Genomic DNA, 23,650 nt, shown 5'->3' with positions numbered 1-23,650 from the left:
GCGCTCGCGCACCCCAGCCGCCCACCTGCGCCGCAACCGCGTGACCAACGACGCCCCGCGCGTTAGAATGGGGGCGCACGCACGTTCGTGCGAGCCGCGCCCCACGCGCACACACGCAGATGAAACGCACCGGAACAGACGTCAGGGGCCCTCGTGAGCAGACACTCCCCGCATAGCCAGAGCAACACCATGCGCCAGGACGACGCGTGGCAGGATGCGCCCGGCTACACGGCCGGACCCACGCCCCTGCCCGGCTACGGCCGCGGCGCGGCGACCCGCCCGCTCACGCCCCGCGCGAGCGACGACGACCTCCTGCTCGGCCGCTACCGCGTCATGAGCGCCAACGACACCGGGGGCTTCGGCACGGTGCTCACCTGCTGGGACACGCGCCTCCAGCGCCGCGTGGCGATCAAGCGCATGCCGCTTCTCGCCCTCGGCCCCGACGGCGTCGCCCGCGCCGTCCCCTCGACCATGGACGAGGCCCTCGCCGAGGCGCGCACGTCCAGCATGCTCGCGCACCCCAACATCGTCACGATGTTCGACTTCGAGGTCGACCGCACCTCGGCCTACCTCGTGATGGAGTACGTCGACGGCCTCACCCTCTCCGAGTTCCTGGCCCGCGTCGAAGGCGGCACGCTCACCGGCGACGAGTGCGCCTACCTCGTGCAGTCGGTCGGCAAGGCGCTGCAGTTCGCCCACGACAACGGCGTGCTCCACCTCGACATCAAGCCGTCGAACATCATCATCAACCGAGCCGGCACCATCAAGCTCTGCGACTTCGGCATGGCCTCGCTCGCCTCCGCCACCGGATACGGCGGAGCCCGCGGAGGCACCGTGGGCTACATGCCTCCCGAGCAGATAGAGGGCGACATGGTGGACGAGAGGAGCGACGTCTTCTCGCTGGCGGTCGTCGTCTGGCAGGCGCTCACCGGTGCCTCGCCGTTTGCCGCGCGTAGCGCGGAGGAGTCGCTCAAGAAGATCGAGCGCGGCCCCAAGCCCAAGCTCTCCAAGATCGACCCCGACCTCTCCGGCATGTGCGAGGAGGCCATCATGGGCGCGCTCGAGCCCAACCCCGCCATGCGCCTGCCGTCGGTCGACGCCTTCGTGAACGAGGTGACCTTCGACATGGGCGACCCCGAGGAGGGCGCCGCGTCGATACGCTCGCTCGTCTCGCAGGACGTCGACCTCGAGGGCGAGGAGGACGACTGGAGCCCCTCGGACCTGCCCCTCTCCTACCGCTACCCCTGGCTTCCCGCGGCCATCGACCGCACCGTCGCCGCGGCGGCCACCTTCGCCTGCGTCTTCCCGATGACGCCCTACGTGCTCGCGGCCACGGGCCTCGCCGAACGCGCAGGGCTCGCCTCGGGCCTCGCGGGAAACGCCCTTCTCGCCCTCGCGGCCGCGGCCGTCGCCGCATTGGTTCCCGCGGCGGGTTCTGCCGTCGTCATCGCCGCGATCGCCTGCGCCCTCGCGCTCGGCTCCGAGCCCAGCGCGGCCTCGTTCATGATCCCCGTCGTGCTGGTCGCGACCTGGCTCGTCTGGTGGCTGAAGTCCGGCGTGCGCGAGCGCCTCTCGACGCCCGCGGTCCTGCTCGCCCCGGCCGTCGGCAGCCCGCTCGGGGCGCCGGCCTGCTGCGCCTACGTTTTCGGCCCGGTCCACGCGGCCTGGGCGACCCTCACGTCATTCGTCATCGCAACTATATATATGTGTTCGAGCTCCGCGTCCTTCGACCCGCAGCAGACCGCAGCGCTCCTCGCAGCCTCGCTCTCGCACGTGCAGACCTGGATCACGCTTGGGGGATGCGTCCTCGCCGCGCTCGCGGGCTCGCTCGTCACTCGCCTGGCCGACACGACCACCTCGTCGGTCTTCGGTCAGCTCGCCTGTTGTGCGATAGCCTTGATGTTCCGCGCACTGGCACTCGGAGTGGAAAATGGCCGTATATGGCTATCCCCCAGCTGGGAACAAATCGCACTTGCGCTACTCTTGTGTGTGATTCTGTGCATTACGACTGCAATTCGTGGTCCGCAACACGCAGAAAGGGAAGTTGAGGACTCATATGAATCTGCTTAAGACCTTCGAGAGCCGCGTTGGCGACGCCTTCGGCGCATCGCCCCAGGGCTACGCCGCGCCCATCTCGTTCAAGAAGCTCGCCAAGCGCGCTCTGCGCGAGATGGAGCACGAGACCTACAGCATCGACGGCGTGAACACCGCACCGGCGCTGTTCACGGTTCTCGTCGCACCCGCCGACGACGACACGATGCGTCCCCTCTACGACCAGCTCACCGAGGAGATCGTCGCCTTCGCCGAGGCCCACGCCCAGTCGAAGGGCTACGTCTTCGTCGGCAGGCCCCTCGCACGCTTCATGGTCGACCCCTCCCTCAAGAGCGGCAAGTTCTCTGTCTTCGCCGAGAACGTCGACGCCGTGACCCTCGAGCGCCTGCGCGCCGAGGAGCAGGCCTTCCTCTCCGGCTCCGCGGGCCTCGGCGGTGCCGCCGCCGGCGTCGGCCAGGAGAACATGGATCCCTTCGAGGACGCCCAGGCGCGTCCCATGCGCCCCGTCTCCGCTCCCCACCAGGCCCAGGGCATCCAGGAGATGCGTGCCGTGCCGAGCACCGGCGAGCCGATGCCCGTTCCCGTGGTGACGGCCTCCGCCGACGAGTTCGCCCCCGCGCCCGCCTCGGCCGCCGAGTTCGCGCAGGACGACCTCGCGCCCGTGACGCCCGCCCATATGCCCTCCCACGCGCGCCACGCCTCCGAGCCGGCGCCCGCGCCCGCGACCGACAACTCCGCCGGCCTCGGAGTCATCCCGCCCGAAGTCGTCGACGACGCCCTGGCAAGCAGGGACTACGGCTATACCGACGAACCCCGCTACCAGGCACCCTCCGGCTACGAGGACTCGATCATGATGTCGCCCACGCCGGCCCCCACGCCGGCGCCGGTCTCCATCCCCGCGCCGAGCGCGCAGCAGGTTCCCGCCACGCAGCGCCGCAACGTCCCGCTCGTGAACGCGCGCCACGCCAACCCGGCCGCCCAGGGCCAGCCCATCGACGTGCCGACCTGCCTGCTCATCGACCATCAGACCGGCCGCACCTACACCGGAAACGCGCCTGCCACGGTCATCGGCCGCGAGCGCACGCCGCACGGCATCGTCCTGCGCGACCCCAACGTGAGCCGTCACCACGCCGAGCTCACCTTCGACGGCCGCAACTGGACCATCAGCGACCTCGGCTCCACGAACGGAACCATGGTGAACGACGTCGACGTCGACTCCTGCGTCCTGCAGGACGGCGACCTCATCACCATCGGACTCATGAACCTCGAGTTCAGGAGGAACTAGCATGATCGACCTCGTCCTCTTTGCAGGTCGCATCGCGCTTGTCGTCCTGCTCTACGCCTTCCTCTTCGCGGTCATGCGCACCGGCGTCGGACTCGTCCGCGGCCAGCGCAAGGACGCCGCGATCTGGTCTGTCGACGTCGAGAAGGGCTCGCGCGAGCTCCGCGGCCTTCACGTGGACATGCTCGGCCCCGTCGTCGTGGGGCGCTCCCCGTCCTCGGACATCGTGATCGACGAGCCCTTCGTCTCGGCGACCCACGCTCGCTTCACCCTCCAGGGACCGGCCCTCGTCCTCGAGGACCTTCAGTCGACCAACGGCACCCTTGTCAACGGCCACGGCATCTCGCAGCCGGTCACCCTGCGTGACGGCGACGAGGTCCAGATCGGTGACGCCGTAATGCGCGTGAGTCGCCGATGAAGCCGTTCTCCCTCCATAGGCACAACCGCAGCGCCGACGAGCCGGTCAACAGCCCCGGCCACGACACCGTCGCGGTCGAGAATCGCGCCGGCACCGACGCGAAGAACGGCACCAACGAGACCCTCTCGTGGGGCGCCCGCACCGACATCGGCCTCGTGCGCACCCACAACGAGGACTCCTTCCTCGTCCAGCCGCCCGTCTTCGCCGTCTGCGACGGCATGGGAGGCCATGCCGCGGGCGAGGTGGCGAGCTCCATCGCCGTCGAGACCATCGGCAAGAGGGCACCGCTCCACGCCGACGACGTCCTTCTCGGCGCCGCCGTCGAGGCCGCCAACGCCGAGGTGATCGAGGGCGCACGCGCAGGCAAGGGCAAGCCCGGCATGGGCTGCACCGCCAGCTGCGTCCACATCGAGAAGAACAAGATGGCCATCGCCCACGTGGGCGACTCGCGCATCTACCTGCTGCACGCGGGCACGCTCGTGCGCCTCACGCACGACCACTCCTACGTCGAGGAGCTCGTCGACGCCGGCGAGATCACGGCCGACGAGGCCCGCGTCCACCCGTCGCGCTCCATCATCACGCGCGCGCTCGGGTCCGACCCCGACATGTACGCCGACCACTTCACGCTCGAGGTGACCACCGGCGACCGCATCATCATCTGCTCGGACGGCCTCTCCTCGATGGTGGAGGACTCCGAGATCGAGGCCGTCGCCGTCTCCAGCGCGACGCCGCACGCCGCCGCAGACAACCTCGTCGCCGCGGCGCTCGAGGGCGGCGGGCACGACAACGTGACCGTCGTGGTCGTCGACGTGCTCGACGACGGCGTCGTGGAGGCGCACCGCCAGCTGCGCCGGCGCAAGCTCCTCTCGGCGCTCATCCTCGCACTCGTGATCCTGGCCATCATGACCGCGTTCGGCGCGATTTACATCAACAGCTCGTGGTACCTCGGAAACAACAACGGCACCGTGGGAATCTACCAGGGCATCAACGAGCACTTCCTGGGGATTCCGCTCTCGCACCTCGAGGAGGCGACCTCGGTCTCGATCACCGACCTGCCCATGAACACGCAGGAGAGCCTCAAGCGCGGCCTCCCCGCCGCAAGCGAGAACGAGGCGCGCAAGACCGTCGAGAGCTACCGCGACCAGATCAACTCCGACAAGAGCTCCGCCGCAGTCGCGGCCGACCGCTCGACCGCCGGCATCGACGGCTCCCAGGCCACGTCCCAGTCCGACCAGGCGCCCGGCACCCCGGCCGTGCCCGCGCCCTCGCTCGTGCGAGGCGACAACGAGGCGGGTGAGTAGCATGCCGACGCACCAGGCAAACACCAGGCGCAACACCGAGCTCGCCCTCTTCATCGCGGCGGCCGTCCCCGTGTTCGTCCTCTACGTCATGTACCTCATGAACATGTCGGTCGAGCTCAACCTGACGACCCTCGCCGTGCCCATCGGGCTCACCGCGTCGTTCGCCCTCGCCCACGTCGCGACCCGCAAGTTCGCGCCCGGCGCCGACCCGGCGATCCTGCCCATCGTCTTCCTGCTCTCGGGCATCGGCATCGCGTTCGTGACGAGGCTCGCGCCCGACCTCGCGCTCGGCCAGGTGATCTGGCTCTTCGTCTCGGTCGCGGCCATGATACTCACCCTGGCCCTCGTGCCCTCGGTCGACAAGCTCGCCGAGTACAAGTTCACCATGGGCATCGCCGGCGTGATCCTGCTGCTTCTGCCCATGGTCATCGGCACCGAGCACGGCGGCTCCAAGCTCTGGCTCTCGTTCGGGCCCTTCTCCTTCCAGCCCGGCGAGCTCGCCAAGATCCTCATCGTCCTGTTCCTGGCGTCCTACCTCGCCGAGAATCGCGAGCTCCTCTCGGCGTCCACCCGCAGGATCGGCCCGCTCGCCCTGCCGAGGCCCAAGATGCTCGCGCCGCTGCTCGTCATGTGGGGCATCTCGCTTTTGCTCGTCATCTTCGAGCGCGACCTCGGCTCGGCCCTGCTCTTCTTCACCTTCTTCGTGGTGATGATCTACGTCTGCACGGGACGCGTGAGCTACGTGATCTTCTCCGTCGCGCTGCTCGTCATCGGCGGCGTGGCCTGCTACATGCTCTTCTCGCACGTCCAGGTCCGCATCCAGATCTGGCTCGACCCGTTTGCCGACGCGTCCAACAAGGGCCTCCAGATCGTGCAGTCGCTCTTCTCGCTCGCCGACGGCAAGCTCTTCGGAACGGGCATCGGCAAGGGCCTGCCCACCCTCATCCCCGTGGTCGAGTCCGACTTCATCTTCCCGGCCATGGGAGAAGAGCTTGGCCTCCTTGGTGGCTCGGCGATCCTCATCTGCTACATGCTCTTCGCCGTGCGCGGCTTCGTGACCGCGGCGCGCGCGAAGACCGACATCGCGGCCTTCACCGCGGCCGGCCTCACCGTGGCCATCGCGTTCCAGGCCTTCCTCATCGTGGGCGGCACCACGAGGCTGCTGCCCCTCACGGGCGTCACCCTGCCCTTCATGAGCCAGGGCGGCAGCTCGCTTCTCGCGAGCTTCATCATCGTGGGCCTCCTGCTCAAGACCGGCGACGAGGGCACCGGCCACGGCGCCCAGATCGAGAACGCCGCCACGCCCCAGACCGCGACCTACACCCACGCCGCCGGCGGCGGGCGCGGTCGCGCCGTCGTGCAGGGCGCCCACGCCCGCGGGCGCTTCTCGCTCAACACCGCCGAGTCCGGCGTGCTGGGCCGCGTGGCACTCGGCAAGCGACTCGTCGCGCTCGTGACCGTCTTCACGGTCGCCTTCGCGCTCCTGATCGCCAACCTCACCTACATCCAGGTCATCCAGGCCGAGCACTACCAGACCATGCCCAACAACAACCACACGATCGCCAAGTCGGCCAAGGTCCAGCGCGGCGCCATCATCACCTCCGACGGCGCCACCCTCGCCGAGAGCACCCGCGCCGACGACGGCACCTACGTCCGCAACTACCCGCTCGGCAACGTGGCGACCCACACCGTGGGCTACCTGTCCACGCGCTACGGCGCGACGGGCGTCGAGGCCGCCTTCAACGAGACCCTCACGGGCCACTCCGACTACTCCAGCTGGATGAGCGCGCTCAACGCCATGGCCGGCATCGAGTCGCCGGGCGCAAGCGTCGTGCTCACCCTCAACGCACAGATGCAGCGCGCCGTCGAGGACGTGCTCGCAAGCTACACGGGCGCGATCGTCGTGCTCGACCCGACGACGGGCGCCGTGCTTGCCAAGGCCTCCAACCCCACCTTCGACTACGACGACATCGGCGCCTCGATGACCGGCAGCACCGGCAACCTCGTGGACCGCACGACCCAGACCCTCTACACGCCGGGCTCCACCTTCAAGACCGTGACGCTCGCCGCCGCCCTCGACACCAACAAGGCGACGCTCGACACGCCCTACCCCGCGCCCGCGCAGATCCAGGTCGGCGGCGCCCCGGTCACCAACATCGACAACGAGGAGTGGTCGCAGCTCAGCCTCAAGGACGCCCTCGCCGAGTCGGCCAACACCGTCTTCGGCGTCGTCGGCGGCGAGGTCGGGCCCAACGCCCTCGTGAGCTACGCGCGCGCCTTCGGCTACGGCACCAACCTCGGCCAGGACTTCTCCTGCCAGGCGTCGGTCATGCCCAAGCCCGAGGAGATGACCGAGTGGGAGACGGCCTGGGCGGCCTGCGGTCAGCCCGTCGGCCAGCACGCCTCCCCCGCCGGCCCGCAGGCCACGGTCATGCAGAACGCCGTCATGGCGGCTGCGATCGCCAACGGCGGAATCGCCATGAACCCCTACGTCGTGGGCCACGTCCTCTCGCCCGAGGGCGCCACGACCCACACCACGCAGCCCAAGTCGCTCGGCCAGGCCGTCTCGTCGGCCACGGCGCAGAGCGTGAAGGAGGCCATGCTCGCCGTCGTCGAGAGCGGCACGGGCACGGCCGCGGGAGTCCCCGGCGTCAAGGTCGCCGGCAAGACGGGCACGGCCGAGGTCAGCGAGACCGTGTCCAACTCGCTCTTCGTGGGATTCGCCCCCTACGACCAGCCGACCCTCGCCATCTCCATCTGCCTTGAGGGAGAGGACGTGGGCGAGGCCGCATCCGTGGCAGGCAGGGTGCTTTCCGCCTGCCTGAGCGTCCAGGCGATGGGGGCTGCCGCCTAGGGCGAGAAGAGCCCGCATGCCGGGCATGTACGTGTACTGCTCGCGGGAGACCGCGATTGAGATGGGAGAGACGATGTCAGACAGAGTTTTGGGTGGCCGCTACACGGTTCAGGACAAGATCGGAACGGGTGGCATGGCCATCGTCTACCGCGGTCTCGACGAGGTGCTCGGGCGCACCGTCGCGATCAAGACGATGCTGCCGCAGTATGCCGCCGACCCCTCGTTCGCCGCGCGCTTCAAGCAGGAGGCCCAGGCAGCCGCCGCGCTGCAGAGCCCCTACATCGTGGCGGTCTACGACTGGGGCAAGGACGGCGACACCTACTACATCGCCATGGAGTTCCTCCGCGGCACCGACCTCAAGAGCGGCATCCGCAAGCATGGCGCCCTCGACGGCAAGAAGGTCGCGCAGATCGGCTCGCAGATCGCCCAGGCGCTCTCGGTCGCGCATCGCCACGACATCATCCACCGCGACATCAAGCCGCAGAACATCATGGTGCAGCCCGACGGCAACATCAAGGTGATGGACTTCGGCATCGCCCGCGCAAAGAACAGCCACCTCACGCAGGACAACTCCGTCCTGGGCACTGCCCACTACGTCTCCCCCGAGCAGACCCAGGGCAAGGACCTCGGCCCCACCACCGACATCTACTCCCTCGGCATCGTCATGTACGAGGCCGCCACGGGCAAGGTCCCCTTCGACGGCGACGACGCCATCTCGGTCGCTCTCAAGCAGGTCAACGAGCAGCCCGTCCCGCCCAGCCAGGTCAACCCGGCCGTGGACGCGGCGCTCGAGTCGATCATCCTCAAGTGCATGCAGAAGGACCCCGCCGACCGCTTCCAGACGGCCGACGAGCTCTATCACGTGCTGCGCGACTACCTCTCCGGCCGACTCGCCGCAGTGAGCAACGCCACGGCGATGCTCACGCCCGCCGCTGCGCCGGTCACGACCCCGATCACCCCGATCTCCTCCACCCAGAACATGCCCCGCGTCGACGGCACCGGCCGCATCAGACCCCAGACCGCGACCGAGAAGGCGCAGGAGGAGGAAGCCCAGAAGGCCAAGAAGCGCAAGGGTCGCCTCGCCGCGACCATCGTCATCGGCCTCATCGCGATCGCCACGATCGCCTTCGCCGTCTACTCGATGGTGGGCAACTCCGCCACGAAGGCGGTGCCGAACCTCCTCAACCTGACCCAGGAGCAGGCGCTCTCCGAGATCGACAAGAGCGGCTTCTTCCAGAGGGGCTCCGTCAAGGAGGAATACTCCTCGACCGTGGCCAAGGGCCTCGTCATCGACCAGGACCCCGACCCCAACCGCAACGTCTCCAAGGGCACCCAGATCAACCTCGTCATCTCCAAGGGACAGCAGCCCGCGGCCACGGTGACCGTGCCTGACCTCAAGGGCATGACCCCGAGCGAGGCGCAGGCCGCCCTCACCAAGGTGGGCCTCGTCGCGCAGGCCGGTGACTCCGTCTACGACAGCGAGGTCGAGAACGGCAAGATCGCCAAGCAGTCCCCGCGCGCCGGCTCCTCCGCCAAGGCGGGCGACACGATCACCTACCAGCTCTCCAAGGGCGTCGAGAGCGTCGACGTCCCGAACGTGGCGGGCTACGGCGAGCAGGAGGCGCGCTCCGCGCTCGAGGGCGCGGGCTTCGCCGTCAAGGTCAGCTACTCCGAGAGCAACTCGGTCGACAAGGGCTACGTCATCAGCCAGTCCCCCACCGGCAAGGCCGAGAAGGGCTCGACCATCACGCTGACCGTCTCCTCCGGCTCCGCCCAGGTGACCGTCCCCTCCGTCGTCGGCGAGACCGAGTCGAGCGCGAGCGCCGCGCTGCGCAACAGCGGCTTCGGCGTGAGCGTGGGCTACGACTACAGCAGCACCGTCGCCGAGGGCGTCGTCATCAGCCAGTCCGTCACGGGCACGGCCGACAAGGGCACGACCGTGACGATCACCGTCTCGGCCGGCAAGGATCCGTCGAGCGGCGGCGGAACGAGCGGCGGCACCACGCCGTCCAACAACGGGGGCACCCAGAGCTAGCCCCCGCGCCATGCACCACGTCCGGGGGCGCCGCGCTGCGGCGCCCCCTCTTGTACGCGCAGACGCCCGCGCGTGAGATAAGTCTGGCAGGGCGTGACGCGCATGTTTCGAAACGGGTAGCACGCGCCCGCGCGGCGCTACCATCGAAGCCGAAGAGCGGCACCCGAGAACACGAGGAGAGAGATGCTTAACACGTTCTGCAAGACGCCCCTGTGGGAGTGCAACAAGGAGCTCGTTCGCATCGCGCTCGGCCAGAGGCCGGCCGACGTGGTCATCAAGCACGCCAACTACGTGAGCGTCGCCACCGGCGAGATCCTCCCGGACACCGACATCGCCATCGGCTGCGGACGCGTCGCTTTTCTCGGCATCGGGCACCACACGGCCGACCGCTGCATCGGGCCGGACACCAAGGTGATCGACGCGACGGGCCTCTTTGCGTCGCCGGGCCTCATGGACAGCCACATCCACGTAGAGAGCTCGATGATCGGCGTGGGCGAGTACGGCCGCGCCGTCGTGCCGCGCGGCACCACGGCGATCTTCGCGGACCCGCACGAGGTGGGCAACGTCCGCGGGCTCAAGGGCACCCGTTGCATGTTCGACGACAAGAGCTCGCCGCTCAAGGCGATGATGACGCCGCCGTCGTGCGTGCCGGCGGTGCACGACGTGGAGGACACCGGCGCCACCATCGATGCGGCCGACATCGCCGAGTCGATGCAGTGGGACGACGTCGTCGCGCTCGGCGAGATGATGAACTTCCCGGGCGTCTTCGCGGCCGACGAGAACCTGCTCGACGAGATCGGCGAGACCCTCAAGGCCGACCACGTGGTGACCGGCCACCTGCCGCTGGGCAACCACTCCGACAAGCTCTCGGCCTACGTGGCCGCGGGCGTCACCTCGGACCACGAGTGCAACACCTGGAAGGACGTCCAGACCGAGCTGCGCATGGGCGTCTACGTCCAGCTGCGCTTCGGCTCGGCATGGCTCAGCATGCCCGAGTACCTGCCGCAGCTCATCGAGAGCGGCATGGACACCTCGCACTGCCTCCTGTGCACCGACGACTGCCACCCCAACACGCTCGTGAGCGACGGCCACCTCGACCGCGTGCTGCGTGAGGCCGTCGCGCTCGGCCTCGACCCCGTGCGCGCCCTGCAGATGTGCACCATCAACTGCGCGCAGTACTTCGGCCTCGGCCGCGAGATGGGCTCACTCACGCCGGGCCAGTGCGCCGACCTCGTGCTCTTCGACGACCTGCGCGACTTCAACGCGCGCCTCGTCATGATCGACGGCGACGTCGTGGCCAAGGACGGCAAGCCCTGCTTCGACCCCGAGCCCTATGCCTGGCCCGACTGGATGACGCACACGATGAACCTGGGCTTCGAACCCACGCCCGAGACCTTCGAGATCCCCGCGCTGGCCGACGCCCGACTTGGCGTGTCGGTCCCCAACGGCAAGACCTGCGCCGAGGCGCTCGCCGAGAAGGGCGTGGACATCTCGGCGACGCTTCCCGACGGGACCGCCCGCGTGCGCGTGCTTGGCGCCGAGTCGGGCGCGACCGTGACCGACGACCTCGTGCTCGACGTGCCCGTCAAGGACGGCCTGATCGTGGCCGACAAGGAGGGCGACATCCTCAAGATGTGCGTGTTCGACCGTCACCACGGGACGGACGGCGTCCACTCCTTCGGCTTCGTAAAGGGCTTCGGCATCCACGGCGCGTTCGCGCAGACCGTGAGCCACGACGCCCACAACCTGCTGGTCATGGGCGACAACGACGAGGACATGGCGCTCGCTGCGAAGACGCTGCTCGAGTGCGAGGGCGGCGAGGTCGCCGTCGCCGACGGCAAGGTGGTCGCCCTCGTGGAGCTTCCCGTGTGCGGCCTCATGGGCACGGGGCACGTGGACGACGTGGCCGCGCAGGTCGCCAAGGTCGAGCAGGCCTGGCGCGACCTTGGCTGCACGATGCCGTCGCCGTTCATGACGATGGGCATCACGTCGCTCGCCTGCGTGCCGGAGCTGCGCCTCACCAACCGCGGCTACGTGAACTGCGTCAGCTTCGAGATGGAGCCGCTGATCGAGGCCTAGTCCGACGGCGTGCGCAAGGCCTCGTCGGAGGCAACAACGGAAGACCCTGCCACACCCCGGTTCGCGTCATGCGAGGCGGGGTGCTCTTCTCCCGCGGCCTCCCTTGCGGCGCCGCGGCCGTCGAGCAGCTCGCCCAGGACGTCGACGAGCATGGGGACGTCGAGCGGCTTGGGCAGATGGGCGTCCATGCCGGCGTCGAGCGCGACCTGGACGTCCTCCACGAAGACGTTGGCCGTGACGGCCACGATCGGCACGGCCGCACGCACGGGGTCGTCGAGGGCGCGGATGGCGCGGGTCGCCTCGAAGCCGTCCATGACGGGCATCTGCACGTCCATGAGGACCACGTCGAAGTGGCCCGGCTCTGCCGCGGCCATCGCGTCGAGCGCAATGCGTCCGTTCTCGGCGCTCTCGACCTCAAAGCCAAGGTCGCGCAGGATAAGCGTCGCGATGTCGCGGTTGATCTCGTTGTCCTCCACGAGCAGGACGCGCCTGCCGGAGAAGTCCGTGGGCGCGCTCGCGGACGCCTCGGCGGGAGCCATGGCGAGGTCGGGCTCAGGCGCAAGCTCGAGGTCGAGCTCGACGACGAACTCGGTGCCCTTGCCGGGCGCGGTCGTCACGTCGATCGTGCCGCCCATGAGGTCGACGATGCTCTTGGTGATCGCCATGCCGAGGCCCGTGCCCTCGACGCCGCTCACGGTGCTGGTCTGCTCGCGCTCGAAGGGCTCGAAGACGCGGCGGGCGAACTCCTCGCTCATGCCGATGCCCGTGTCGCGCACGCGGACCTCGAAGCGGGCGCGACCCTCGTGGGCGCGGCCGATCTGGGAGAGCGTGACGGTGACCGAGCCGCCCTCGGGCGTGAACTTGTAGGCGTTGCTCACGAGGTTGAGCAGGACGCGGTCGAGGCGGCTCGCGTCGCACAGCACGTGAGGGTCGCGGACGTCGGTGGCGTCGACGACGAAGGCTATGCTCTTCTCGGCCATTTGCTCGCTGAACATGTCGCGGACGTCGCCCATGACGGACGTGAGGTCGCACTCGGAGGCGACGAGCTCCATCTTGCCGCTCTCGACGCGGCTCATCTCGAGGACGTCGTTGATGAGGCTGAGCAGGTGCTTGCTCGAGGAGTCGATCTTGTCGAGGTAGGAGCGGACCTCGGGCAGGGTGAGCGAGTCGCGGCGCGCGATGTTGGTGTAGCCGATGATCGCGTTCATGGGCGTGCGGATGTCGTGCGACATGTTGGAGAGGAAGATGGTCTTGGCGCGCGAGGTCTGCTCGGCGGCGAGGCGGCGCGTGTCGGTCTCGCGCTCGCGGCGGCGCATGAGCGAGTAGATGCTGAACATGATCGCGAGGCTGGCGACGAGGAGGACGACCTGGACGAGGTAGCTGCTGAGGTGCGAGGAGCGGATGGCCTCGGTCTCCTGCTGGAGGAAGAGGGCCTCGTCGGTGAGCTCGCGCTCGGTCAGCTTGAGGCCGTGGTCGCTGTGCTCCTTGCGGTAGAAGGCGTCGACCTCGGCGACGGTCTGCTCGGCGGCGGTGTGCGTGGACTGGCGGACCCACATGGTCGACGAGAAGAAGATGAGCGACAGCATGACCATCCACACGATCGTGGAGTGGCCGAAGCGGCCGCGCCGGTCGCGCTGGAAGATGATGCGGAAGAAGCCGAGGCCGAGGATGCACCAGGCCGCGAGGATGAGGTAGGACTCGGGCGCGAGGACGGAGATGTTCCAGAAGTTGGGGATGAGCGGGTGGATGAAGAACGCGGCCGACAGGACGATGCCGAGGACGGCCATGACGGCCGAGAAGGGCCTGTGCTCTTCTCGGGCGGTGCGCAGCGCGCAGGCCGAGACGTAGGCGTAGGCGATGGAGGCGGCGACGGTGGTGACGTCGACGATCCAGCCGATGGCGGCGCGGCCGACGAAGGGTGCGACGAGCGAGGCGCCCACGACGAAGACGATCGCGTTCTTGGGGACGCCGTCGTCGTCGGTGCGGGCGAGCCAGGGAGGCAGCAGGCCGTCGTCGGCGATGTGGTAGATGAGGCGGCTCGCGGCACGGTTGAGCCCGATGAGGCTCGTGGCGATGGCCGAGAAGACGGTCGCGGCGAGCAGCATGAGGCCGCCCTCGCCCATGGTGACGCGAACGGCGTGGAAGACGGGAAGGCCGACGAGGGCCTGAAGGTTTCCGAGGTCGAGCATGTAGTCGACCCAGGAGCCGTAGACCGCGGGCGTGGCCACGACCGAGATGAGCGAGGTCATGACGTAGATTGCGGCGCCGGCGAGGATGGCGAGCACGAGGGGGCGCAGGAGGCGGCGGGGCGAGAAGGTGATCTCGCCCACGGCATGGGAGACCGACTCGAAGCCGATGAAGGCCCAGGGCGCAATCGCCACGATGCCCACGATGCCGCTGACGGGGTCGTCAAGGGGCGAGAGGCGCGGCTCGAAGGTGAGCGGCGTGGCATGGGAGAGCACGAGCACGCCGACGAAGCAGGCGACGGTGCCGAGGAGCAGGACGAGGGCGAAGATGGTGTTGAGCGTCTTCACGACGCGCTTGCGCTTGGTGGTCAGGTAGCCGAAGAGGACCAGGACGCAGATCGTGACGATGATCTCGCCGAGGTAGACGTCGTAGCCGGCGACCTTGTAGCTGAAGCCGAACTGCAGGACGGGGCCGAGGAGGTAGCGGGCGATGAGGATGAGGGCCGTCGCGTTGGCCCAGATGATCGAGATGTAGGCGAGGACGAGCGACCACGAGCAGAGGAAGGAGTGGTCGTAGCCGAAGACGCGCTTGGTGTAGGTGAAGGCGCCGCCCGAGTCGGGGTAGCGCTTCGCCATGGCCTGGATGTTGAAGGCGACGACGCACATGGCGGCCGCGCCGATGGCGAGGGCGATGACGGTCCCGAGGGGACCCGCCATGGGCAGCAGCTGCACGCCCGGCATGACGAAGGCGCCCCAGCCCACGATGCAGCCGAGCGAGAGCGCCCAGACGTTGAGAGACGAGAGGTAGCGCGTGAGGCCGCCTCGGGGCCCTGTGGCTTGTTCGGTCTGCACGGGACGAGCTCCCCTCTGGCCTAACGGCCCCTCTCGAAGGCGTCGATGGCGTCGATGGCGCGCTCGTATGCGTCGCGAAGCTCGCCGATGCGGGCGTCAACGTCCGTGGCGGCGCGCAGGTCGTCGTTGCCGGGCCGGAGCGCCTCGCAGATGGCGGAGGCCGGCTCGCCGAGCGAGGTGAGCGCGAGGTTCTGGCAGACGCCCTTGGCGGCGTGGGCAGCCTCGAAGGCGGCCTGCTCGTCGCCGCGCGACCAGGCGTTGAGCAGGTTCGGGATCGAGGGGTCCGCGGCGAAGCGCACGACGAAGGTGCCGACGAGCGACTCGGTCCGCAGGCGGCCGATGGCCTCGTCGTACGAGCCGCCGATCTGGTCGTAAAGCTCTCTCAGGTCCATGTGGCCTCCCCTTTGGCGTGCGGGCCGCGCGCGAGGGCGCGGCTCTTCTCGGCTGCGCGGGGCGCCGCTAGCCCCGTGCAAGGTAGCGCTCGAAGGCCTCGCGGCGCAGCGGCTTCGAGAAGTAGTAGCCCTGGACGAGGTCGCAGCCGACCTGCCTGAGGCGGTCGACCTCGCTGGCGGTCTCGACGCCCTCGACGACGGTCGTGAAGCCGAGGGCCTGCGCGAGGCGGATGGTCGAGTCGACGATGCGGAAGTCGTCGAGCTCGCTTGCTTGGCGGATCATGCTCATGTCGAGCTTCATGACGTCGATGGGCAGGACGTTGAGCGACGAGAGCGACGAGAAGCCGGCGCCGAAGTCGTCGAGCTCGACGCCGAAGCCGAGGGCGCGCAGCTCGCGCAGGACGCGGGCGACGGTCTCGGGGCCGTCGGAGTAGATGGTCTCGGTCAGCTCGATGTGGAGCAGGTCGTGCGGGACCTCGTGGCGGTCGGCGATGGCGGCGATCCTGGCGGGCAGCTCGGCGTCGTCGAAGTCGAGGCGCGAGGCGTTGAAGGAGATCGGGACGACCGGCAGGCCCAGATCGCGGCAGCGCCGGACCTCGCGGCAGGCCTCCTCGCAGATGTAGAGGTCGAGCCTCGTGATTATGCCGTTGCTCTCGAAGAGGGGGATGAACTCGGCCGGCGAGATGAAGCCTAGCTCGGGGTGGGTCCAACGCGCGAGCGCCTCGGCGCCGCAGGTGGCGTCTGCGCCGAGGCCGTGCTTGGGCTGGTAGAAGACGACGAACTGGCGCTGGGCCAGGGCCTCGTCGAAGTCCTCGACGATCATGTGCTGGCGGATCTGCTGGACGCGCAGCTCGTCGGTGTAGAAGGCGGCACCGCTGCCGATGGTGCCCTTGAGCTTGTCGAGGGCGATGAGGCCGCGGTCGCACGTGAGCGCGACCGGCAGCTCGGGGCTCACGCGGGGCACGATGCCGAACTTGACGCTCACGCTCGTCGCGAAGATGTCGTCGGCAATGGTCTCGAACATGCCGGTCCAGTCGCCCTCCTGGTGCTCGATGAGGAAGGCGAGGGTGTCGCTGCCCAGGCGGCCGCCGGCCACGCACGCGGGCAGAACGTCGGCGAGGCGCGCGGCGAGGTCGTGCAGGAGGACGTCGCAGGCGGCCTTGCCGTAGCGGTCGCTGAGGGACTTGTACTTCTCGACGTCGCAGCAGACCATGTCGAAGTCCTTGTCGGGATAGGCCCTGAACACGGTCTCGACGCGGCGGTAGAAGAACTCGCGCGTGTAGAGGTCGGTCACGTCATCCCAAGTCAGCTGGTTGACGATGGACGCCGACTCGCGCAGGCGGATGATGTTGTTGATGCGGTTCATCATGATCTCGACGTTGTACGGCTTCACGACGAAGTCGTTCGCGCCAAGCTTGAGGCAGGCGATCTCGTCCTCCGCGGCATCGCTCGCGGTGGCGACGATGACCGGGACGGCGGCGAAGCGCTCGTCGGCGCCCTTGCGGCGCAGGAACTCGAAGCCGTCGCACTCGGGCATGTAGACGTCGAGCAGGACGAGCGAGAGGTCCTCGTAGTTCTGCTCGAGCTGTTCGAGCCCGACGAGGCCGTTCTCGGCCTGGATGATGTCGAAGTCGTCCGAGAGGAAAGCACAGAGCATCTCGCGGTTGAGCTCGTTGTCCTCGACGACGAGTATCGTCCGCTTGACGCCACTGAGGTTGATTGGTCGGCTGTGCATCATAGGCGCGTCATCCCCCGAGGGGCGCGACGGCCGGCGCGGACGGGTGTCCGGCGCGAGGACGGTCGCGCCCGGACACATGCTACGCATGCCCAACAGGCACCAACGTCTTGCTCATCAAATGCTAGCATGTGGCGCCCGAGGTCGGCGCCCTTGCCTCGGCAATCGGCCGCAGGCCACACGCTCGGGTGCAAGGGGCAAAAGGCGCGCGTGGGCGAGGTTGGTGGCCGCGAAGGGGCAGGCTCTTCTCGCAAACAAAAGCAGGCCAGAGACTGACTGCCTCTGGCCTGCGATCTTTCTGGTGACCCCGATTGGATTCGAACCAACGACACCAGGTTTAGGAAACCTGTGCTCTATCCCCTGAGCTACGGGGCCGTGCTCACATATTCTAGCATCACTCCCCCACGGCATGCACCAGAGTTTCGCGTGCATGCGCGGGTGAGTGAGCCGAATTGGCTACTTGTGCTGCTCGTGCCTCTGCGACTTGGAGCCACGGCGGGCGGCCTTGGCCTTGTCCTTCTCGGACTGCTTGCGGGCGGCCTCGTCTGCCTCGTTGCGCAGCACCTGGTTGATCTTCTTGTCGGTGAGGGAGTTGGCCTGGGCGTCGGCGGCCTTGCGCATGGGGCGCACGGTACGCCAGTCGTAGATGAAGGCGGCGATGATCACGACGTAGGCCAGGACCATGAGCGCGATCATGACGATGCCCTCGGGCGAGGTCGGGTTGGAGAGCGCCGTGGGGATGTACTGGCCCATGAGCCAGCTGATGAGGGTGGCGACCAGGCCGATGCCGAGGAGGATCCACCAGACGCGCTGGGTCTTCTTGTAGCCGGGCATCTGGTTGAGGAGGGCGCGCTGCGCGGCTGCGCGGCGGTCCGCGGCGTCACGCTCTTCTCGGCGTGCCGCCTTCTTCTCCTCCTTGGTCATCTCGCTCGCGGGCTTGCCGGACGAGTGGGACCCGGACTTGGCGACGCGGACGCCGGCCGCGGCCTCGCGGGCGGGCTTGGCGCCGGCGGCGGAGCGCTTGTTATTGCGGGGCTTCTTGGCGTCGTCGTTGGCGTCGGCGCCCTTGTCGGTGCGGACGGAGTTGGCCTCCGCCTCCTTCTTCGCACCGTTGATGGTGTCAATGAGCGACATGGTTCTCCTTCTAGTTCGGGCCCGCGTACATGGGCCTTCTTGCAAGCGCTAGCGCGCGCCCATCGGGGCGAACGGCTTGGCGCAGATGATCTCGAACGCCTCCTGGTAGCGCTCGGACGTACCCTTAATGATATCAGCCGGGAGGTGCGGCGGCTCGCCGACCATGTCCCAGTTCGCCTTGAGCCAGTCGCGGACGAACTGCTTGTCGTAGCTCGGCTGGACGTGGCCGGGCGCGTAGCCCTCGGCCGGCCAGAAGCGGCTGGAGTCGGGCGTGAGGCACTCGTCGATGAGCGTGAGCTGGCCGTCGATGAGGCCGAACTCGAACTTGGTGTCGGCGATGATGATGCCACGGGTGGCGGCGTAGTCGGCCGCGGCGGCGTAGATCCTGAGCGACGCGTCGCGGAGCTGCTCGGCCATGTCGCGGCCGACGATGTCGCAGCAGCGTTCGAACGAGATGTTCTCGTCGTGGTCGCCGAGCTCGGCCTTGGTGGACGGGGTGAAGATCGGCTCGGCGATCTTGGAGGCCTCGGTCAGGCCGTCGGGCAGGGTGATGCCGCAGACCGTGCGGTCGACGTCGTAGGTCTTCTTGCCGGAGCCGGTGAGGTAGCCGCGGACGATGCACTCGATGGGCAGCGGCTCGGCCTTCTTGACGAGCATGGAGCGGCCGGCCAGGTAGGTGGCGTAGCGCTGGTACTCCTCCGGGTACTCCGAGACGTCCATGGTGATGAGGTGGTTAGGGATGATGTCGGCGAACTTCTCGAACCAGAAGGCCGACACGCGCGTGAGGACCTCGCCCTTGCTCGGAATCTCGTCAGGCAGGATGTAGTCGAACGCGCTGATGCGGTCGCTTGCGACCATCAGCAGGCTGTCGCCGCAATCGTAGATGTCGCGGACCTTGCCGTGCGAATCGGGCCTGAGCTCCATGGCTCCCATGTTGGTCTCTCCCCTCGTGGATGTAACCGTCGCTCTCGCGAGGCCCGCACTGCCGGGCGGCAGCCAGCCCTCGCGACACAGCAAGGTAGATTGTAGTGTATGAGCACGGCGCCGCAGCTGAGGATACATGCATGTAAAGAAAAGAACGGGAAGCCAAGGGCGTGCGCGCAGGGCAGCCCCGAGGCCCGCTCGGGCTGCAGCTCTAGCCGATGAGCTCCTCGCCGGAGGCGTCGCGGGTCGTCGCGGAGGTGCGCTTGCGGCTCAGGGGGATGCGAAGGGTGAAGGTCGTGCCCTTGCCCAGCTCGCTCTCGACGTTGATCGAACCGTTGTGCTTGTCGACGATTTCCTTGGTGAGGGCGAGGCCGACGCCGAGGCCGCCGGACACGCGCTCGCGGCTGGCGTCGGAGCGCCAGAAGCGCGAGAAGATGCGCGGGATGTCCTCCTTAGCGATGCCGATGCCGGTGTCGCGCACCGAGATGATCATCTCGGTGCGGTTTCGGTCGAGCGTCACGATGACCCAGCCGCCCTCGGGGGTGTAGCGCATGGCGTTCGACATGATGTTCGTGATGGCCTCGCGGATGAGGTCGGGGTTCACGTCGGCGTAGAGCTCGTGCGACGGGATCTTGTCGTCGAAGCGCAGGCGCAGGTCGCGGTCGGCGAAGAGCTGCTCCTGCATGGCGACGAGGCTCTTCACGACGTAGACCATCTCGGTGCGCTCGGTCTTGAAGTCGTTGTTGTTCTCGACGCGCGAGAGGTGCAGCATCGCGTCGACGAGACGGGAGAGGCGCCTGACCTCGCTGGCAACGACCTCGAAGTTCTCGTTGCTCGCCGGCATGACGCCGTCCTGCATGGCCTCGACCGTGGCCTGCATCGCCATGAGCGGCGTGCGCAGCTCGTGCGCGACGTCGGAGGTGAGGCGGTGCTCGAACTTAATGTCGCGCTCGAGCTCGGAGGCCATGGAGTCGAAGGTCTCGCCGAGGCGGCCGATCTCGTCGTCGCCCGTAAGGCCCGTGCGGGCGGTGAGGTTGCCGTTGCGGATGTCGTTGGCCGTCGAGGTCACCTTCGAGAGCGGTCGCGTGAGCGAGCGGGAGGCGGCGAACCCGATGACCGAGGCGAGGCCGATCGCGATGATCGCGGCCAGGCCCATGCCGTAGTAGGAGTTCTTGCGGAAGGCGAGGTCGGCCTTCGTGAAGAGCGTGTCGGCCTCGAACGACCAGAGCCGGACGGTGCCGATCTTGACGCCGCCGGACGAGTAGATCTCGGACGAGACGAGCACCTCCGAGCCCGAGCCCGGGAACTTGCGCTCTCCGTCCTCCTGGTCGTCGGCGATGGTGGCGTTCGGGTCGCGGTAGATGACGTTGCCCGACCCGTCGAGGATCAGCATGCCCATGCCGGGGTAGGGCTCCGTGATGGCACGTCCCGACGAGATGACGCCCTCCGTCCAGCCACCCACGTCACCGTAGGCCGAGGCGAGCGAGATAGACGCCTGCTGGGCGAGGCGCTGCATGTTCTGGCGGGTGTAGCCCTGGAACTCCTGCTCCCAGATGGTGGCAAGCACGAGCGAGAAGACACCCACGCACATGATCGCCGTGAGCGCGAAGTAGAGCGCGGTGCGGCCGGCAAAGGTCTTGGCCGGACGCACCGGCGAGGAGTCGCGGCGCAGCGTGTTGAACGAGGCCTTGCTCGAGTCGCTGCCGCCATGGCCGATCTGCTCGTCATAGGAGCGCATCGCCTCGTCGATGTAGAACGCCACAGGTACCCCCTACTAAGAGGGCGCCGGACCTGGCCCGACGCCCCATCTGGTCTTGCGTTGTGCGAGCGTCGGGCCTACTTGCCCTCGGCCTCGTTCTTGTTGGCCGACTCGAAGCGGTAGCCAACGCCGTGGACGGTGTAGAGCCAGCGCGGGTTGCGCGGGTCGTCGCCGAGCTTGGCGCGCAGGTTCTTGACGTGCGAGTCGATGGTGCGCTCGTAGCCCTCGAAGTCGTAGCCGAGGACCTTCTCGACGAGCTCCATGCGCGTGTAGACGCGGCCCGGGTAGCGCGCGAGGGTGGTGAGCAGCTTGAACTCGGACGCCGTGAGGTCGATCTCGGTGCCCTCGACCGTGACCTTGTGGCCGGAGATGTCGATCACGAGGTCGCCGAAGTCCAGGACCTCGAGCACCGGCTCGCTCTCGGTGTGGGCGCGGCGGAGAAGAGCACGCACGCGGGCCACGAGCTCGCGCGGGCTGAAGGGCTTGATCAGGTAGTCGTCGGCGCCGAGCTCGAGGCCGATGATGCGGTCCTCGACCTCGCCCTTGGCGGTCAGCATGATGATGGGCACGTTCGACGTCTCGCGAACGGCGCGGCAGACGCGCTCGCCGGAGAGCTTGGGGAGCATGAGGTCGAGAATGATCAGGTCGAAGGAGTGCTTCTCGAACTCCTCGAGGGCGCTCTGGCCGTCGCCGACGCCGCGAACGATGTAGCCTTCGCGCTCGAGGTAGGCCGCGACCGCGTCGCGGATCGTCTTCTCGTCCTCAACCAGCAGAATTCGCTTCTCGTCCGATGACATCGGCACTCCCTCCTATCAGCAGTCACACGCAGAAAGCCCCAAGGCGGACGCGTGCGACACGGGACGACCGTCTAGGCGCCGTGTGCCACGCACACGGGCAAACTATCCAAACATACACACTGTAGCGCGATATTTCCATAGTAAGTCCGAAAAAACCACGCACGGTCAGGTCAGGGCCCCGCGCGGGCGAGAAGAGCGTCCCTCGCAGGCGAGAAGAGCGTGCCTACAGGGCGAAGGCGCGGACCGTGACCGACGTCGGCCGTCCCGTCGACTCGTGCTTGACGGTGGAGTACGTCACGAACAGAGAGCCCTCGCCCACCGAGGCGGGGTACTCGCCGTAGTCGACGCTGCGGTTCTGGGCGGCAAGCACCTGGTAGGAGCGCTCCTTCGTGTCGATCACGAAGTAGGACGTCGAGCTCTTGACGAAGTAGAGCCCGTCCTTGCCCGACACGTCGGCAAAGGGCTCGCGCGACAGCGCGACGAACTTGCCGTCGGAGGACCCGATGTAGGTGCCCATCTGCCCGAGCAGGCCGCCGGTGGCGTAGTTGGCCTCGATCGAGAAGGCGAACTTCTCGCCCATGCGCACCGCCGAGAGCGGCTTGACCGTGGCCGGAAGTACGAGCTGGTCGACCTGGTTCGAGAGGTTGTCGAGCGAGAGCGCCGTGATGCCGTAGAAGACGCCCGAGTCGGAGTTGACGCGCGGCACCACCGTGACGGTCGAGCCCGACGGGGCGGGCGAGCCGGCGAAGCGGCCCGGCGAGTCGATCACGGCGTGCGCCTTGTCGTCGCCCACGCGCCACTGGTAGCAGAAGGAGCGCTCGCCGGACTTGCCGCCCGAGGCGCTCGGCATCACGTACCAGATGACGAGCGTGCCCGCGACCGCGAAGCGCGGCGGGTCGTAGTCGGCGCTGGCCTCCCAGAGGGTCGTGGTCGAGCCGGTGATCTCGCCGCCCTCGAAGCGCGCGGCGTACAGGCGCCAGGCGCGCGTCAGCAGGTTGAGCTCGGCCCAGGCGTAGACGCTGTCGGAGCAGCGCACGTCGTAGATGACCACGTTGTCGGCAGGCTCGGTGTGCGGCGTGGCGACCACGTCCACAACGGCGCCCGTCGTGATCGAGAGCGCCGACGCCCTGACCATCGGCATGGCGCTCGAACCGGCGCACGTCATGGGGATCCACGTCGAGTCGCTCGTGGGGTGCAGCACGCTCCCGAGCGCGATGTCCCAGGTGTAGGCCGGCGAGAGGCTGCTCTCCTTGGAGTCGAAGCGGCTCTCGTTGGTGTTGGGGTCGATCACGTAGTCGGCGGCGCTCGAATCGACCATCACGGGCTCGTTGGCGCCCTCGTCGCTCGAGCGGCAGCCCGCCAGCACGCTCGCCACGGCGGCGGTGGCGCCCACGGCCGCCGTCCCCTTGATGAGCCCGCGGCGCGTGACGGTGTGCCGCCCGCCCGCGTTCGCGAGCCTCGCGCCACGTCCTTCTCGCAGGTCGCGAAGGAGCCCCATGCTAGGCCCCCGCCCCCGCGCGCAGCGCCTCCTGCGCCTCGCGAAGGCCCAGCGTCAGCTGGTCGGCGCACGACGTCTTGCGCGGCCCGCAGGTGTTGCCCGCGAGCACCTCGACGACCTCGTCCACGGGACGCCCCTCGATCAGCAGGCCGATCGCCTTGAGGTTGCCGTTGCAGCCGCCGTCAAACGTGACGCCCTCGACGACCTCGCCCGCGTCGTCCAGGTCGATGTGAATCGCGCGCGAGCACACGCCGCGCGGCTTGAAGTCATGGTGGAACATCGTGCCCCTCTCTCGGTTTCCTGCAGACAGTATACCCAGCCAGACATCCGGGCGCCCCCGGCCGCGCGTGCG

The 23,650-nt window shown here is 68.3% G+C and carries 16 protein-coding genes and 1 tRNA gene; 7 read left to right on the top strand and 10 right to left on the bottom strand.

The window, feature by feature from the left end; genetic code table 11:
* Positions 1–153: 153 nt before the first annotated feature.
* The 7 genes from M5D76_RS02200 to M5D76_RS02170 all read left to right on the top strand — a co-directional run bounded on the left by M5D76_RS02200 (position 154) and on the right by M5D76_RS02170 (position 12,021).
* Positions 154–2,070, top strand: coding sequence for a serine/threonine-protein kinase (locus tag M5D76_RS02200; protein WP_248921756.1), 1,917 nt, complete (start codon positions 154–156; stop codon positions 2,068–2,070).
* Complete coding sequence (locus tag M5D76_RS02195; RefSeq protein WP_248921755.1) at positions 2,057–3,337, top strand: FhaA domain-containing protein; 1,281 nt, start codon at positions 2,057–2,059, stop codon at positions 3,335–3,337. Before M5D76_RS02200 ends, M5D76_RS02195 begins: the two co-directional genes overlap by 14 nt.
* A gap of 1 nt (position 3,338) precedes the next feature.
* Positions 3,339–3,752, top strand: coding sequence for an FHA domain-containing protein (locus tag M5D76_RS02190; RefSeq protein WP_248921754.1), 414 nt, complete (start codon positions 3,339–3,341; stop codon positions 3,750–3,752).
* A complete protein-coding gene (locus M5D76_RS02185; RefSeq protein WP_248921753.1) occupies positions 3,749–5,053 on the top strand; it encodes a Stp1/IreP family PP2C-type Ser/Thr phosphatase in 1,305 nt (434 codons plus the stop codon). The genes M5D76_RS02190 and M5D76_RS02185 overlap by 4 nt, the downstream gene beginning before the upstream one ends.
* 1 nt (position 5,054) lies before the next feature.
* On the top strand, positions 5,055–7,907 hold the full coding sequence (locus tag M5D76_RS02180) for an FtsW/RodA/SpoVE family cell cycle protein (protein WP_248921752.1): 2,853 nt from the start codon (positions 5,055–5,057) through the stop codon (positions 7,905–7,907).
* Between the two features lie 73 nt (positions 7,908–7,980).
* Complete coding sequence (pknB, locus tag M5D76_RS02175) at positions 7,981–9,942, top strand: Stk1 family PASTA domain-containing Ser/Thr kinase (protein ID WP_248921751.1); 1,962 nt, start codon at positions 7,981–7,983, stop codon at positions 9,940–9,942.
* Between the two features lie 183 nt (positions 9,943–10,125).
* Positions 10,126–12,021, top strand: coding sequence for an adenine deaminase (locus tag M5D76_RS02170; protein ID WP_248921750.1), 1,896 nt, complete (start codon positions 10,126–10,128; stop codon positions 12,019–12,021).
* Here the strand turns inward: M5D76_RS02170 and M5D76_RS02165 are convergent.
* From M5D76_RS02165 to M5D76_RS02120, 10 genes are all read right to left on the bottom strand, one after another.
* The gene (locus tag M5D76_RS02165; protein WP_248921749.1) at positions 12,018–15,059 is read right to left on the bottom strand and encodes an ATP-binding response regulator; all 3,042 of its coding nucleotides are present in this window, start codon (positions 15,057–15,059) and stop codon (positions 12,018–12,020) included. The two genes, M5D76_RS02170 and M5D76_RS02165, sit on opposite strands and share 4 nt — an antisense overlap.
* 20 nt (positions 15,060–15,079) lie before the next feature.
* Positions 15,080–15,451 carry an Hpt domain-containing protein gene (locus M5D76_RS02160; RefSeq protein ID WP_248921748.1) on the bottom strand — a complete coding sequence of 124 codons (372 nt, stop codon included), beginning with the start codon at positions 15,449–15,451 and terminating at the stop codon, positions 15,080–15,082.
* Between the two features lie 67 nt (positions 15,452–15,518).
* Positions 15,519–17,186 carry an EAL domain-containing response regulator gene (locus M5D76_RS02155; protein WP_248921747.1) on the bottom strand — a complete coding sequence of 556 codons (1,668 nt, stop codon included), beginning with the start codon at positions 17,184–17,186 and terminating at the stop codon, positions 15,519–15,521.
* A 299-nt stretch (positions 17,187–17,485) separates the two neighbouring features.
* Positions 17,486–17,561, bottom strand: a tRNA-Arg gene (locus M5D76_RS02150).
* A gap of 81 nt (positions 17,562–17,642) precedes the next feature.
* Positions 17,643–18,320 carry an SUR7/PalI family protein gene (locus M5D76_RS02145; protein WP_248921746.1) on the bottom strand — a complete coding sequence of 226 codons (678 nt, stop codon included), beginning with the start codon at positions 18,318–18,320 and terminating at the stop codon, positions 17,643–17,645.
* Positions 18,321–18,368: 48 nt separating this feature from the next.
* The gene (locus M5D76_RS02140) at positions 18,369–19,253 is read right to left on the bottom strand and encodes a phosphoribosylaminoimidazolesuccinocarboxamide synthase (RefSeq protein ID WP_248921745.1); all 885 of its coding nucleotides are present in this window, start codon (positions 19,251–19,253) and stop codon (positions 18,369–18,371) included.
* Positions 19,254–19,455: 202 nt separating this feature from the next.
* Complete coding sequence (locus M5D76_RS02135) at positions 19,456–21,006, bottom strand: sensor histidine kinase (protein WP_346348393.1); 1,551 nt, start codon at positions 21,004–21,006, stop codon at positions 19,456–19,458.
* 74 nt (positions 21,007–21,080) lie between these two features.
* Positions 21,081–21,800: a response regulator transcription factor gene (locus tag M5D76_RS02130; RefSeq protein ID WP_248921744.1), complete on the bottom strand. Its 720-nt coding sequence runs from the start codon at positions 21,798–21,800 to the stop codon at positions 21,081–21,083.
* Between the two features lie 223 nt (positions 21,801–22,023).
* Positions 22,024–23,298 (bottom strand): Tat pathway signal protein, encoded by a 1,275-nt coding sequence (locus M5D76_RS02125; RefSeq protein ID WP_248921743.1) that lies wholly within the window; start codon positions 23,296–23,298, stop codon positions 22,024–22,026.
* 1 nt (position 23,299) lies between these two features.
* Positions 23,300–23,578, bottom strand: coding sequence for a TIGR03905 family TSCPD domain-containing protein (locus tag M5D76_RS02120; protein WP_248921742.1), 279 nt, complete (start codon positions 23,576–23,578; stop codon positions 23,300–23,302).
* Positions 23,579–23,650 lie beyond the last annotated feature (72 nt).

It is taken from the genome of Olsenella intestinalis (assembly GCF_023276655.1).
GTDB lineage: Bacteria > Actinomycetota > Coriobacteriia > Coriobacteriales > Atopobiaceae > Olsenella_J > Olsenella_J intestinalis.
The sequence above is the reverse complement of the archived record's forward strand: the minus strand, read 5'-3'. Positions and strand labels throughout refer to the sequence as shown.